The organism is Streptomyces sp. CS113, from assembly GCF_002188365.1.
Taxonomy (GTDB): domain Bacteria; phylum Actinomycetota; class Actinomycetes; order Streptomycetales; family Streptomycetaceae; genus Streptomyces; species Streptomyces tendae.
The window spans coordinates 3,029,269-3,043,182 of the sequence record NZ_KZ195574.1; the positions used below are offsets into that span (position 1 = coordinate 3,029,269).

The 13,914-nt window shown below is 72.8% G+C and carries 11 protein-coding genes; 3 read left to right on the forward strand and 8 right to left on the reverse strand.

Features of this window, described 5'->3' with window-relative positions:
* Window positions 1-23: 23 nt before the first annotated feature.
* Complete coding sequence (locus B9W62_RS13025) at window positions 24-620, reverse strand: M48 metallopeptidase family protein (RefSeq protein WP_179235469.1); 597 nt, start codon at window positions 618-620, stop codon at window positions 24-26.
* A gap of 267 nt (window positions 621-887) precedes the next feature.
* Between B9W62_RS13025 and B9W62_RS13035 the strand changes: the two genes are divergently transcribed.
* Window positions 888-2,102 carry a TOMM precursor leader peptide-binding protein gene (locus B9W62_RS13035; protein ID WP_087807341.1) on the forward strand — a complete coding sequence of 405 codons (1,215 nt, stop codon included), beginning with the start codon at window positions 888-890 and terminating at the stop codon, window positions 2,100-2,102.
* Window positions 2,095-3,510, forward strand: coding sequence for an ABC1 kinase family protein (locus B9W62_RS13040; protein ID WP_087807342.1), 1,416 nt, complete (start codon window positions 2,095-2,097; stop codon window positions 3,508-3,510). The genes B9W62_RS13035 and B9W62_RS13040 overlap by 8 nt, the downstream gene beginning before the upstream one ends.
* 106 nt (window positions 3,511-3,616) lie before the next feature.
* On the opposite strand, the gene B9W62_RS13045 is transcribed toward B9W62_RS13040, so the two are convergent.
* The 4 genes from B9W62_RS13045 to B9W62_RS13060 all read right to left on the reverse strand — a co-directional run bounded on the left by B9W62_RS13045 (window position 3,617) and on the right by B9W62_RS13060 (window position 7,182).
* Window positions 3,617-3,940 carry a hypothetical protein gene (locus tag B9W62_RS13045; RefSeq protein ID WP_087807343.1) on the reverse strand — a complete coding sequence of 108 codons (324 nt, stop codon included), beginning with the start codon at window positions 3,938-3,940 and terminating at the stop codon, window positions 3,617-3,619.
* Window positions 3,937-4,305 carry a WhiB family transcriptional regulator gene (locus tag B9W62_RS13050; protein ID WP_003973786.1) on the reverse strand — a complete coding sequence of 123 codons (369 nt, stop codon included), beginning with the start codon at window positions 4,303-4,305 and terminating at the stop codon, window positions 3,937-3,939. Before B9W62_RS13050 ends, B9W62_RS13045 begins: the two co-directional genes overlap by 4 nt.
* Window positions 4,306-4,480: 175 nt before the next feature.
* Window positions 4,481-4,810, reverse strand: coding sequence for a hypothetical protein (locus B9W62_RS13055; protein ID WP_174256465.1), 330 nt, complete (start codon window positions 4,808-4,810; stop codon window positions 4,481-4,483).
* Window positions 4,811-4,974: 164 nt separating this feature from the next.
* Window positions 4,975-7,182 carry an ATP-dependent DNA helicase UvrD2 gene (locus tag B9W62_RS13060; RefSeq protein WP_087807345.1) on the reverse strand — a complete coding sequence of 736 codons (2,208 nt, stop codon included), beginning with the start codon at window positions 7,180-7,182 and terminating at the stop codon, window positions 4,975-4,977.
* 207 nt (window positions 7,183-7,389) lie between these two features.
* Here B9W62_RS13060 and B9W62_RS13065 point away from each other — a divergent pair, with 207 nt between their 5' ends.
* The gene (locus B9W62_RS13065; protein WP_003973789.1) at window positions 7,390-7,632 is read left to right on the forward strand and encodes a mycoredoxin; all 243 of its coding nucleotides are present in this window, start codon (window positions 7,390-7,392) and stop codon (window positions 7,630-7,632) included.
* A gap of 91 nt (window positions 7,633-7,723) precedes the next feature.
* Here the strand turns inward: B9W62_RS13065 and nudC are convergent, their stop codons facing one another.
* The 3 genes from nudC to B9W62_RS13080 all read right to left on the reverse strand — a co-directional run bounded on the left by nudC (window position 7,724) and on the right by B9W62_RS13080 (window position 13,803).
* On the reverse strand, window positions 7,724-8,668 hold the full coding sequence (gene nudC / locus B9W62_RS13070; RefSeq protein ID WP_179235470.1) for an NAD(+) diphosphatase: 945 nt from the start codon (window positions 8,666-8,668) through the stop codon (window positions 7,724-7,726).
* 160 nt (window positions 8,669-8,828) lie between these two features.
* Entirely contained in the window at window positions 8,829-10,241 is a 1,413-nt protein-coding gene (locus tag B9W62_RS13075) for a dipeptidase (protein WP_087811883.1), read from the reverse strand.
* Between the two features lie 10 nt (window positions 10,242-10,251).
* Window positions 10,252-13,803 (reverse strand): ATP-dependent DNA helicase, encoded by a 3,552-nt coding sequence (locus B9W62_RS13080; RefSeq protein ID WP_087807346.1) that lies wholly within the window; start codon window positions 13,801-13,803, stop codon window positions 10,252-10,254.
* Window positions 13,804-13,914 lie beyond the last annotated feature (111 nt).

Here is a 13,914-nt window from a genome sequence, read left to right on the forward strand (position 1 = left end):
AACGCCCGCCCGGGGCTCGCGGGCTACTCGCTGCGGGCGCCCGGTACGTGCGGCAGCCGGTCCGCGGCGACCACACCCTCCAGGTAGCCCTTGGCACGCTCGGTGCGCGGATAGGCCTCCAGGAGCCGCCAGAACCGGGGCCCGTGCCCGGGGACCAGCAGATGCGCCAGCTCGTGCAGGAGGACGTAGTCGACGACGTACTCGGGCATGCCCTGGAGGCGGTGCGACAGCCGGATGCTGCCCTCGGACGGGGTGCACGATCCCCAGCGGGTGTTCTGATTGGTGACCCAGCGGACCGAGGTGGGCCGGGCCCGGCCCGCGAAGTACTGCCCCGACAGGCGCTCCGCACGCTCGGCCAGCTCGGCGTCGCCGAGGACGCGCTTGCTCTCCTGGGCGGCCAGCTTGTCCAGCATGACGCTCACCCAGCGTTGCTCCTCGGCCTCGGACATCCGGGCGGGGATCAGCACGACGGTGCGATCGCCCTCGCGGTACGCGGATACCGTCCGGCGTCGCCGGGTGCTCCTGCGCACCTCGATCGCGCTCGTCCCCGAGCCGTTCGGAGGCGGATTCGTCGGTGTGCGCGGGGGTGCCCCGGCACGGTGCAGTGGGTCGGCGGACACGCCACGACGTTACCCGCTGCACACGGGGAAGTCCCGGCTCCGGGACGCATCGGTGCCGATCCGCCACCCGTCCTGACAGACGTGCGGCCGATTCGTACGACGAATACCCACTGCCTGTGGACAACTTTCGACGCCTCCGAGCGGATCCGGGCATGCTGGCTCTCGTCGCCGGATCCGCGCCCGGATGCGGCGACGACTCCGCAGCCGGACACGGGGCGACGCGCGCCGGCGCGGCCGACCATGCGCAACACGTACGGGGGACCTGGCATGCATCCGATGGTGAAGCCCGCGCTCAGGCGCGGCTGGCGCGATCTGAACACCGTGCAGTTCGGGATGACACCGGCGCACGCACTGACGCTGGCCCCGGTGGACACGGCGACGGGAAGTTTCCTCGACCTGCTCAACGGCACGCGTGGCACGGCGCTCCTGCGGGAGGCGGGGCAGCGCATGGACCTGCCGGACGGGCATGTCGACCGGGTCGTGGAGCGACTGGCGCGGGCCGGTCTCCTCGACGACTCCCGGGGCGGCGGGCCGGCCGCCGACGCTCTGCGGGCGAAGAAGGAGGTCCTCGACCGGCTCCGCCCCGACCTGGCCTCACTGTCCCTGACCACCTCGGACCCGGGCGACGCGATCCGGCACCTGGCCGCCCGGCGGGCCCTGCGGGTGGGCGTGCGGGGTGCGGGACGCGTGGGTGCGGTACTGGCGGGGCTGTTGTCGGGAGCGGGGGTCGGCGGGATCGACGTGCGCGACGTGGGACGCGTCGAGCCGTGGGACGTCGCTCCGGGCGGCCTGCCCACCGAGTCCGTGGGCGACCGACGGGACGAGGCGGCCCGCCGTGTCGTCCGCCGGGCCGCCCCCGACCGGCCGCCGCGCCGGGGCCCGGCCACTCCGCCCGAGGAAGCCGCCCCGGGCCTGTCCCTGGTGGTCGTCGCCCCGCGCGACGACGTCGCGGTGCACACACCCGACCCCGCCGCCGCGGAGTCCCTGATGGCCTCCGGCACACCCCACCTGTACGCCGGGGTCGTGGAGGGGACCGGTGTCGTCGGCCCCCTCGTCCTACCCGGCGAGACGGGGTGCGCCGGATGCCTGCACGCCGACCGCACCGACCGGGACGCGGCCTGGCCGCGACTCGTGGCGCAGTGGCGTTCGGGCCGGCAGCACCGCGTACCGCCCTGCGACCTCACCCTCGCGACGACCGTCGCCGGGTTCGCGGCGGCCCAGGCCCTCGCCTTCCTGGACGGCCGGGCACCGTCGAGCATCGGCGCCCGCTGGGAGATCGCGCTGCCCGGTCTGCGATGGCAACCGCGGCCGGTCCGGCCGCATCCCGGGTGCCCGTGCGGAGCAGCCGGTAAAGGTGGGCAGGAACACAGCCCCGAGGACGGGGCGCGGCGCGCGACAATGGCGGGGCAAGGGCCGTCAACGGAAGTACGCCACGAGGCGGAACCGACACGGCCGGCTGGGACTTGGAGGGCGCATGTCTGATCTTCCGCGCAAGGCGGTCACCCGGACCGCCAAGCTCGCCGCGCTTCCGCTCGGCTTCGCCGGGCGGGCCACCTGGGGGCTGGGCAAGCGGATCGTGGGCGAGTCCGCGGAGATCGTCGGCCAGCAACTTCAGCAGCGCACCGCGGATCAGCTGTTCAAGGTGCTGGGCGAGCTCAAGGGCGGGGCGATGAAGTTCGGGCAGGCGCTGTCCGTCTTCGAGTCGGCGCTGCCCGAGGAGGTCGCCGGCCCCTACCGGGCCGCGCTGACCAAGCTCCAGGAGGCGGCACCGCCGATGCCGACGCGCACCGTGCACGCCGTGCTCGCGGAGCGGCTCGGTGCGGACTGGCAGGAGCTGTTCCTGGAGTTCGAGAACAAGCCCGCCGCGGCCGCCTCGATCGGGCAGGTGCACCGGGGGGTGTGGCACGACGGCCGCGAGGTGGCGGTCAAGGTGCAGTACCCGGGTGCCGGCGAGGCCCTGCTCTCCGACCTGAACCAGCTCAGCCGCTTTGCCCGGCTGCTCGGGCCGCTGGTCCCCGGCATGGACATCAAGCCGCTGATCACGGAGCTGAAGGACCGGGTCTCGGAGGAGCTGGACTACGACCTGGAGGCGCAGGCCCAGCGGACGCATGCCGAGGTGTTCCAGGACGACCCGGACATCGTGGTGCCGGGCGTCGTCCACCAGTGCGAGCAGGTGCTGGTCACCGAGTGGATCGACGGCATCCCGATGTCGGAGATCATCACGGACGGTACGCAGGAGCAGCGCGACCGGGCCGGCCAGTTGCTGGCCCACTTCCTGTTCTCCGGTCCCGCGCGCACCGGACTCCTGCACGCCGACCCGCACCCCGGCAACTTCCGGCTGCTGCCCGGCGGGCCCGAGGGCGAGGACGACTGGCGCCTGGGCGTCCTGGACTTCGGCACGGTCGACCGCCTCCCGGGCGGCCTCCCCGAGCCCATCGGCCAGGCGCTGCGCATGACGCTGGACGGCGAGGCGGAGGCCGTCTACGAGATGCTCTGCGCGGAGGGCTTCGTCAAGGAGTCGATAGAGCTGGACCCCGACGCCGTGCTCGACTACCTCCTGCCGATCATCGAGCCGGCCAGGGTCGACGCGTTCACCTTCACCCGCGGCTGGATGCGGAGCCAGGCCGCCCGCATCGGTGATCCCCGCTCCCCCGCCTACCAGCTGGCCAAGCAGCTCAATCTGCCGCCGGCGTACCTCCTGATCCACCGCGTGACCCTGAGCACCATCGGTGTGCTGTGCCAGCTGGGGGCCACCGTTCGACTGCGCGACGAGCTGGAGGAGTGGCTGGTCGGCTTCCTCGCCGAGGACGAGGCCGGGGAAGTGGAGGAGGACCTCACCGAGGACGGCGAGGACGCCGCCGGGGTGGCGGAGACGGCCGCCGAGGCCTGATCCACCGGGGCCGTGCACGCCGTGGGGGCCGGTCCGTTCGGACGGACCGGCCCCCACGTGCGGAGCTTCGTCTCCCGCCGGGAGACCACCGCTTCAGGTGTGTCGGTTACTGCATGACCGCCATGGCCAGCGCACGCCGGGCACGCAGCGAGGCGCGCTCCGCCCGGCGCTGCATCCGGCGAGCGGTCACCAGGCGCAGCGCCCGGCGTTCCTGCTCGGCCGCATGCAGGCGCTCGTGCATATGCGCACGTGCCAGGGCTTCTGGGATGAGTTGCATTTCACGGGTCCTGTTCTGACGCGAGTCCTTCGCGCCACTGGTGGTGAAGTCTTCAGGCGCGGTGCCTGCGATGTCGTGGGTGGACGGCTTCATCGGGGCCTGCTTCTGGGGGTCGTACGTGAGGGGGCGGTCGATCGTTCCTGCGGTGTTCATGCCGAAACCGGGTTCTTGCGCGGGCGGCCACGGGGCCGCTTCCGGGCTACGACGACACCCTGGACGAACAGTTCGCCACCCCAGACACCCCAGGGCTCACGCCGCTCCTTGGCACCGGCGAGGCAGGCCTCGATCAGCGGGCAGGTGCGGCAGAGGGACTTGGCGTACTCCACGTCCGCCGGCGACTCGGCGAAGAAGACCTCCGGGTCGTAAGAGCGGCAGGGGACGGGCACGCCGAGGTTCTCGATGGCGTCGTCGAGCGCGGTGAGCGCGGTGAGCGGGGTCAAGGTGGAGTCCTCCGTGGAACAGGGCTTGGGGATCGTGTCGGAAGGCGGTACGGACGGGGCGTGCGCTTCGAGTTGCACGGGTGGTCTTCCTCGTCTGTTCGTTCCGGCCGGTTGACCGGGTGGCGGCTTGGTACCGGGTTCTTTTCTTGTCCCGAGGCTCCTTCGTGCTGTCGCCCCCGTTCGGGGACAAACAGAAGGGCCGCGGATCCCGGGTGGGGTTCCGCGGCCCTGAAGGCGCCGGCCTGATCGACGATCAGGCTGGATCACTCCAGGGTTCTGGCCCACGGAAGGCCCACATCAGGTGGTGCTGCGTCGTCTGCTTCCGGAATCCGGCACCGGTCGCGGTAAAGGCATAGGCCTGCGCCTGTGCCGCTACTGCTGCTTCCAGTGCCTTGGTCGGTCGCTCATTGCGCTCGCGGACAGGAAGGCCCGCGGGGGCAGCGGCGGCGGCCGGACGCACGGCACGAATGCCGGACAGACCGGTGCCCGAGTGAGAAGCGCCGAGCGTGCACAGGGAGACGGCCGAGCGATCGGTCATTTTGGCGGTGGAGCTGACGATGAAGCTGCTGTTGATGCTGATCACTGGACTCGCCTCCTCTCGGCGTCTCGGGGGACTGGGACGAACCAGTCCGCGGATATGCAAGTACAACACGGATTCAGGGCCTCCGGGAAGGCCGCTGTTCCCGTGACCAAGAACCTATGGGGATTCCCGGGGCATGCGCAAACTATTTTCTCGACGAGTTTGTATCAGTCGTCCCCGTCAAGCCCCACGCCTTCCTGGCCTGCGCAGATGGCCAGGACGTCGGACCCGTAGCGGTGGAGCTTGCGGGCTCCGACCCCGGGGATCCGGGCCAGTTCCCGCTCGTCCTCCGGGACGGACTCGGCGATCGCCATCAGTGTCTTGTCGGTGAAGACGCAGAACGCGGGCTGTCCGCTGCGTCCCGCCTGCACCGCCCGCCACTCGCGCAGCCGCTCGTAGACGCCCTCGTCCATGTCGGACGGGCAGCCCTCGCAGCGCATCAGCTTCATCTCACCGGCGTCGGTGAGCGTGCGCCCGCAGACCCGGCAGCGGGCCGGTGTCCGCGCGGTCCGTCTCGGCGCGGCGGCCTCCGCACCGCCACCGCCGCCCCGGAACCCGCGCTCCACGCCTGCGGATCCCCCGGCGGCGGCACGCCCGCCTGCCGTGCCCGAACCGGGCCGCAGACCCTTCAGGAAGCGGCTGGGCCTGCGGCTCGGCCGGCCGCCGGGCGACCGGGCCAGCGCCCAGGACAGGTGCAGGCGTTCACGCGCGCGGGTGACACCGACGTAGAGAAGGCGGCGCTCCTCCTCGATCTGCTCGTCGGTCTTTGCGTAGGTGATCGGCATCATGCCCTCGGCGACGCCGACCAGGAACACGACGTCCCACTCCAGGCCCTTGGCCGAGTGCAGGGAGGCGAGCGTGACGCCCTGCACCGTCGGCGCGTGCTGGGCGCCCGCCCGCTCGTCGAGTTCCACGACCAGGTCGCTCAGGGTGGCCCCCGCTCGGGCGGCGGCGAAGTCCTGGGCCAGGCCGACCAGTGCGGCCAGTGACTCCCAGCGCTCCCGCACGGCACCCGATCCGGCCGGGGGTTCGGTCGTCCAGCCCTCCCCGGACAGCACCGCGCGCACCTGCGAGGGCAGGTCGACGACGTCGTCGAGGAGCGAGTCGTTGCCGCCGAAGCGCGCCGCGGCCCGCAGGGCGCTGCCGGCCTTGCGCACCTCGGGCCGGTCGAAGAAGCGCTCGGCGCCCCGCAGCTGGTAGGGCACCCCGGCGTCGGCGAGTGCCTGCTCGTAGGTCTCCGACTGGGAGTTGGTGCGGAACAGGACGGCGATCTCGGCGGCGGGGACGCCGGAGTCGATGAGCTCGCGGATGCGGCGGGCCGCGCCCTCGGCCTCGGCCGGCTCGTCGGCGTACTCGGTGTAGACGGGCTCGGCGCCCGCGGCACGCTGGGAGACCAGCTCCAGGCGGTGGTCGGCGGCCCGGCCCCGGGCCTGGGCGAGCAGCCCGTTGGCGAGGTGGACGACCTGAGGGGTGGACCGGTAGTCGCGGACGAGCTTGACGACGGTGGCGCCGGGATGGCGGACGCGGAAGTCGAGGAGATGGTCGGGGGTTGCTCCCGTGAACGAGTAGATCGTCTGGCTGGCGTCGCCCACCACGCACAGGTCGTCGCGGTCCCCGAGCCACAGCTCCAGCAGGCGCTGCTGAAGGGGGCTGACGTCCTGGTACTCGTCGACCACGAAGTGCTGGTACTGGGCGCGGACCTGCTCGGCGACGTCGTGCCGGTCCTGGAGGACGGCCACCGTCAGCAGCAGCACGTCCTCGAAGTCGATGACGGAGCGAGCGCGCTTGAGATCCTCGTAGGCGGCGTACAGCTGCGCGATCTCCGCCGGGTCGCGGGGCGCCTCCCGGCCGGCCTTGGCCGCCGCCGGAGCGTAGTCGGCGGGGACGGTCTGGGTCACCTTGGACCACTCGATCTCCGCGGTGACGTCGCGCAGCTCTCCCCGGTCGAGGCGGATGCGGCAGGCGGCGGCCGCGTCGGCGACGAGTTGGATCTTGCGGTCGACGAGCCGGGGCAGGGAGCCACCGATCGCTTTCGGCCAGAAGTACTGGAGCTGTCGCAGCGCCGCCGAGTGGAAGGTGCGGGCCTGGACACCGGAGGCGCCGAGCTGGCGCAGCCGGCCGCGCATCTCACCGGCCGCGCGGTTGGTGAAGGTGACGGCGAGCACGCTGGAGGGCTGGAGGATCCCGGCCCGCACCCCGTAGGCGATGCGGTGGGTGATCGCCCGGGTCTTGCCCGTACCGGCTCCCGCCAGCACACACACCGGGCCGCGCAGGGCGGTCGCCACCTCGCGCTGCTCGGGGTCGAGCCCTTCGAGCACCGCGTCGGCCGAGTCCGGTACCTGCGGGAAGAGGGTGGAGTGCGTTGCTGCTGTCACACCGCCATGCTGCCAGGTCTCGCGAGACGGGTGAGTCGGTTGTCCACAGGCACGCACCGATAGTCGTACCGATGCGACCGGCATCACGCCGCGGGCGTCCCGTGACGGGGAATGCGACGGGAATGGTCGCGCCGCCGCGGACGTTCCCCTCCTGCGACCTCACCCCCGAGACGCCGCTTTCCGAGTCGCCGAAGGAGCACGAGAGACATGTCGGGCACTGTGACGATGTACAGCACCACGTGGTGCGGCTACTGCCGTCGGCTGAAGAGCCAGATGGACCGCGAGGGCATCGCGTACACCGAGGTCAACATCGAGCAGGACCCGGAGTCCGCCGCGTTCGTGGAGAAGGCGAATGGCGGAAACCAGACGGTGCCGACCGTGCTCTTCCCCGACGGTTCGACGCTGACGAACCCGTCGCTGGCGCAGGTGAAGCAGAAGATCGGCGCGTAGCCGGCCGGCCAGGACGCAGGCAGGCGCAGAAGTCGAGAGGGGCGGCCCACTCCCGTTGCGGGAGTGGGCCGCCCCTCTTGTGACGTCGGGCTCAGAAGGCGCCGCGCGTCGGCAGCGGCCTGCCGTACCAGAGCTCGATGAGGCGGGCCGCGATCGAGATCCCGTAGGGCGGCAGTACCTCGCCGGACTCGAAGGCGGCGCCCAGTTCCTCGCGGGAGAACCAGCGGGCCTCGTGGATCTCGTCGCCGTCGACGTTGATCTCGGTCGAGGTGGCGTGGGCCATGAAGCCGAGCATCAGGCTGGACGGGAAGGGCCACGGCTGGCTGGCGACGTACTCGACCGGACCGACGGTGACGCCCACCTCCTCCTGGACCTCGCGGCGCACCGACTGCTCGATGGACTCCCCGGGCTCCACGAACCCGGCGAGGGTCGAGAAGCGGCCCTCGGGCCAGTGCACCTGGCGGCCGAGCAGGATGCGGTCCTCCTCGTCCGTGACCGCCATGATCACCGCCGGGTCGGTGCGCGGGTAGTGCTCGGCGCCGCAGGCGGGGCAACGGCGGATGTGTCCTGCCGCGGCGATGACGGTGCGCTCTCCGCAGCGGGAGCAGAACCGGTGCAGGCGCTGCCAGTTCTCCAGGGCGACCGCGTGGGCCATCAGCCCCGCGTCCCGGGGCGACAGCAGCAGGCCGGCCTCGCGCAGGCCCGCGGGCCGGGCGGACTGGTCCATGCGGCCGGGCAGGGAGTCCTTCTGGAGGGCGAAGTAGCTGGTGCCGTCCTCGTCGGTGCCCAGGAAGTAGCGGTGCGCCTCGGTGAGCGGAGCCTCGAAGGAGGGGGTCATGACGAGTTCGGTGGCCCCGTCGGGTGTCTCGTCGATCAGGACCTGGCCGCCGGAGACCACGAAGCAGCGCGTCGAGGGGTGGCTCCACGCCGCCGCGAGCCAGGCCTCGTCGAGGCGGTGATGGGCGGCGCGGTCGATGCCGCTGGGAGCGGTGAGCGAGATGGGACGGTCGGCGGTGTGGTCGGTCCAGGTGGTCACGGGTGCTTCCAACTCCCCCGGTGAGCGGTTCGGTTCGGCAGGCGGGTTCAGCGGTTCGTACGGCGGGCGGTGACCGGGTCCGGGAGGGCTCGGCGGTGCGGGGCGGCCTTTCCAGTGTGCCGCGCGCGACGCCGGTCGGGTCCCGGACCGTGCGCGGCGATCAGGGCACGGGACGCCAGTGCTCCGCCAGGTCGCCCCAGAGGTGGGCGGAGGTTTCGACGCCCTTGAGGAGCAGGTCCAGGTCCACCTTCTCGTCGGGGGCGTGCCAGCCGTCGGACGGGACGGAGATGCCGAGGAACAGCACCGGCGCTCCGAGCACCTCCTGGAGGTCGGCGGCCGGGCCTGAGCCGCCCTCGCGCGTGAAGCGGACCGGTTTCCCGAAGGCCCGGCCCATGGCGCGGACCACGGACCGCAGCGCCGGGTGGTCCAGCGGCGTCAGGCACGGGCGGGTGGCGGAGCTGAAGGTGATCTCCCAGCGGATGCCCGACGGGATCCGGTCGGCGGCCCAGGCGCGGACGGCCTTCTCCACGTCGCCCGGGTCCTGGCCCGCGACGAGACGGAAGGAGAGCTTCACCATGGCGGACGACGGAATGATCGTCTTGCTGCCCGGTCCCTGGTAGCCGCCGCCGATGCCGTTGACCTCGGCGGTCGGACGGGCCCAGATGCGCTCCAGGGTGGTGTGTCCGGCTTCGCCGTGGGCGGCGTACGACTTGGCCGTGCGCAGCCACTGCCGCTCGTCGAAGGGCAGCTCGGCGAAGAGCTCGCGTTCGCGCTCGGTGAGCTCCTGCACTCCGTCGTAGAAGCCGGGGATAGCCACGCGCGCGTGCTCGTCGTGCAGGGCGGCCACGAGGCGGGCGACGGCGGTGGCCGGGTTGGGGACCGCACCGCCGAAGGAGCCCGAGTGGATGTCCTGGTCGGGTCCGTGCAGCTGGATCTCGCACTCGGCCAGGCCGCGCATGCCGGTGCAGACGGTGGGGGTGTCCTCGGACCACATGCCGGTGTCGGAGACGACCACCGCGTCGGCGGCGAGCCGCTCGGCGCGCTCCTCGACGAGGGTGCGGAAGTGCGGGGAGCCGGATTCCTCCTCGCCCTCGATCAGCAGCTTGAGGTTGACCGCGGGGGCGGTGCGGCCGGTCGCGGCGAGGTGGGCGCGGACACCGAGTGTGTGGAAGAACACCTGCCCCTTGTCGTCGGCCGCCCCGCGCGCGTAGAGGCGGTTGTCACGGACGACGGGGTCGAAGGGTTCGCTGTGCCAGCCGTCCTCGCGGGCGGCGGGCTGTACGTCGTGGTGGCCGTAGACGAGGACCGTCGGCGCCTGCGGGTCCCCGGAGGGCCACTCGGCGAAGACCGCGGGGGCTCCGGGGGTGGGCCAGACCTCGGCGGTCGGGAAGCCGGTCTCCTTCAGTTTGGCGGCGAGCCAGTCGGCGCTGCGGCGCACATCGGTCGCGTGCTCGGGCTGGGCCGACACGGACGGGATGCGCAGCCAGTCGACGAGGTCGTCGAGGAAGGCGGCGCGGTGCTGTTCGATGTACGTGCGGACAGCGCTGACAGCATTGTCAACGGGGTGGCTCATGCTGACGAGCCTATCGGCCCGCGCGGACACCCCGATCGTGCGGTTCGTCACCGACCGGCTCGGCCAGCAGCAGCTTCTCCAGCGCCGCCCGGTCCGGCAGCCCCTGGGGGCGGACGACCTCGCCGGTGCGCACGTACAGGAAGGCGGCCGTCACAGAGGTGGCCGGTACGCCCTGCTGCTCGGCCCAGGCGACGCGGTAGAGCGCAAGCTGGAGCGGGTCGGCGGTGGCGGCGCGGTTCGTCTTCCAGTCGACGATCTCGTACGTCGCGGTGTCTCCGTCGCCCTCCTTGTAGACGGCGTCGATGCGGCCGCGTACGACCCGGCCGGCGAGGGAGAGCTGGAAGGGCGCCTCGACGCGGAAGGGGGTGCGGCGGGCGTACTCGGTGCGTTCGAAGGCGTCCTTCAGGAACTCCAGATCCTGTTCGTCGGCGATCTCCGCGTCGCCGCCGGGCAGCTCCTCCGGTTCCAGCAGGGGCAGCGTCAGGGGTTCGAAACGGGCCTCGACCCAGGCGTGGAACCGGGTGCCGCGGCGGGCTGCGGGCTGCGGCGGGCGGGGCATGGGGCGGGCCAGCTCCTGGGCGAAGCCGTCCGGGTCGGCGGCCAGACTCAGCAGCTGGGAGGCGGTCAGCGACGCCGGCAGGGGCACTTCGGTGACGCTCTCGCGGGCGCGCAGGAGCTCGCCGGTGAGCGCGTCCAGGTCGCGGTCCCAGGAGGCGACGGTGCGTGCCTCCTCCGGCGTGAGGCGACCGGGTGAGGGTGCCGGGACGGGTGCTGGGACGGGTGCCGGGAGGGGTGGGGATGCGGGGGCGGCGCCCGGTGACTGTTCGCGGGGCGTCGCCTGGTGCGGAACCGTGGGGCTCTCCCGCTCGGTGGCGGGGCGGTCCGTGGTCCAGGTGTCCCAGTCGGCGGGGTCGCCCGTCGCGTCCCGGTCCGCGGGGTCACCCGCCCAGTCGGGATCCCCTTCCTCCGGGAGCGCCTCGGCGTCCTCCGGGGGTGGCGGCCAGTCCGGGTCGTCGTAGGTGTCGGGGCCGGGGTCGGCGGGGAGGCCGCCTTCCCCGGAGGCGAGGCCGTCCAGGTGGGCGAGGACCGTCTCGGCGGCGGCCCAGCGCCGGGCGAGTGCCTCGTCGTCCAGGGGCAGGGGCCAGACCTCGTCGAGGGTCGCCCCGTGCAGGGCCGGGTTCTCCTCGTCCTCGGCCGGTTCGTCCGCCCAGGCCTCGATCTCGCCGTGTCCGGCGGCGCAGTGCTCGTACAGGGCCGTGAGGAAGTCCGAGGGGCCGCGGGGCTTCTTCTGGCTGGGTCCCCACCAGTGCCCGGAGCCCAGGAGCAGGGAGCGGGGGCGGGTGAAGGTGACGTAGCCGAGGCGCAGCTCCTCGGTGTGCTGGTGGTCCTTCATGGCCTCGTGGAAGGCCTTCAGGCCGCGGGAGTCCCAGGAGGCGACGTCGGGCAGGGTCTCGGCGTCGCCGCGCAGACCGTGCGGCAGGACCTTGCCCTGGGCGGTCCACTTCTCCCGGCCCTGACCGCTGGGAAAGGTCCCGGTGACGAGGCCGGGCACGGCGACGACGTCCCATTCCAGGCCCTTGGACTTGTGCGCGGTGAGCACCTTGACGGTGTTCTCGCCGCCGGGCAGCGCGTTGTCCAGGCCCTTCTCGTACTGCGCGGCGGTGCGCAGGAAGCCCAGGAAGGCGAGCAGGGTGGCCTCCCCGTCGCCCGCGGCGAAGGAGGCGGCGACGTCGAGGAAGTTGGACAGGGTCTCGCGGCGGCGGGCCGCCAGGGCGTGCGGGGACGCCGACAGCTCGACCTCCAGACCGGTGACGGCGAGGACGCGGTACAGGACGTCCATGAGCGGATCGGACAGGGACCGGCGCAGATCGCGCAGCTCGGTGGCCAACCGGGCGAACCGCACGCGCGCGTCCGCCGAGAAGGGCAGCCCGTCGTCGTCCCCGGTGCCGTCCAGCGGCGTCTCCAGGAAGGTGTCCAGGGCGTCCGCCAGCGATATCACCTCGGACGGGTCGACTCCCTCGACGGCCTCGGCGAGCCTCCGGTCGGGGTCGTCGTCGCCCTCCACGCGCGCGTGGCTCACCAGCAGCCGGGCGCGGCGGCCCAGGAGGGCCAGGTCGCGCGGGCCGATGCGCCAGCGCGGGCCGGAGAGCAGGCGCACCAGGGAGGCGTTGGCGCCCGGGTCCTGGAGGACCTCGCAGACGGCGACCAGGTCGGCCACCTCGGGCAGGTGCAGCAGCCCGGAGAGGCCGACGACCTCGACGGGGACGTCGCGGGCCACCAGCGCGCCCTGGATCTCCGCGAAGTCGGTCGCCGTGCGGCACAGGACGGCGATCTCACCGGGCGCCGTGCCGGTGCGCACGAGGTGGCCGACGGAGTCGGCGATCCAGTCGATCTCCTCGGCGTGGGTGCGCAGCAGGGCGCAGCGGACCATGCCGTCGCGTTCGGCGCCGGGGGCGGGGCGCAGGGCCTCCACGCCCGCGTGCATGGCGCGCAGGGGCTCGGCGAGGCCGTTGGCGAGGTCGAGGAGGCGGCCGCCGCTGCGGCGGTTCTCGCTGAGCGCCTGCCGGGCCGCGGGTCGTCCGTCCGCGTGGGCGAAGTGTTCGGGGAAGTCGTCGAGGTTGGCGACGGAGGCGCCCCGCCAGCCGTAGATGGCCTGGCAGGGGTCGCCCACGGCGGTCACGGGATGGCCGGTGCCGTCGCCGAACAGGCCCGCGAGGAGGATGCGCTGGGCCACGGAGGTGTCCTGGTACTCGTCGAGCAGCACGACCCGGTACGCGTCGCGCAGCACGCGGCCCACCTCGGGGAGCCCGGCCAGCTGAGCGGACAGGGCGATCTGGTCGCCGAAGTCGAGCAGGTCCCGTTCACGCTTCGCGGCGCGGTACCGGATCACCAGGTCGGCCAGCTCGCGGCGGGCGGCGGCGGCCTCGGGGACCTTGCGCAGATCGGCGTTGCTGAGCCGGACGCCCTCCAGGGTGTCCAGGAGGCCGGCGTCCCAGGTGCGCAGGTCTTCGGGGCGTACCAGGTGCTCGGCGAGTTCGGCGTCGAGGGCGAGGAGGTCGCTGACCAGGTCGGCGAAGGACCGGGTGAGCGCCGGGTAGGGCCCGGGGGCCTCGCGCAGGACCCGCGCGGCGAGCTGGTAGCGGGTGGCGTCGGCGAGCAGGCGGGATGTCGGTTCGAGACCGAGGCGCAGGCCGTGGTCGGTCAGGAGGCGGCCCGCGAAGGCGTGGTACGTCGAGATCGACGGCTCGCCCGGCGGGTCGTCCGGGTCGATCACGTCCGGGTCGGTCACGCCCGCTCTGATCAGGGCCTTGCGGACGCGTTCGGCGAGTTCGCCGGCCGCCTTGTTGGTGAACGTGAGGCCCAGGACCTGTTCCGGGGCGACCTGGCCGGTGCCGACCAGCCACACCACGCGCGCGGCCATCACCGTCGTCTTGCCCGACCCGGCTCCGGCCACGATCACCTGCGGTGCGGGCGGCGCGACGATGCAGGCCGTCTGCTCCGGGGTGAAGGGGATGCCGAGGAGCTCCTTGAGCTGCTCGGGATCGGTGATGTGGGCGGGCACGTCAGAGAGGCTAGCGGCGACCACTGACAGCGGGTGCCGGACGGCCTCTCGGGCCGGGGGAAGCGCAGGTCAGCGCACGTGGTGCGACGTGTCACACCGGTCGCTCGGCTT

Excerpts from the sequence above, each read along its gene's own strand:
- B9W62_RS13040 (WP_087807342.1), top strand. The coding sequence starts at position 2,095 with ATGTCTGATCTTCCGCGCAAGGCGGTCACCCGGACCGCCAAGCTCGCC.
- B9W62_RS13035 (WP_087807341.1), top strand. The coding sequence starts at position 888 with ATGCATCCGATGGTGAAGCCCGCGCTCAGGCGCGGCTGGCGCGATCTG.
- B9W62_RS13075 (WP_087811883.1), bottom strand. The coding sequence starts at position 10,241 with ATGAGCCACCCCGTTGACAATGCTGTCAGCGCTGTCCGCACGTACATC.
- B9W62_RS13065 (WP_003973789.1), top strand. The coding sequence starts at position 7,390 with ATGTCGGGCACTGTGACGATGTACAGCACCACGTGGTGCGGCTACTGC.
- B9W62_RS13045 (WP_087807343.1), bottom strand. The coding sequence starts at position 3,940 with ATGAACACCGCAGGAACGATCGACCGCCCCCTCACGTACGACCCCCAG.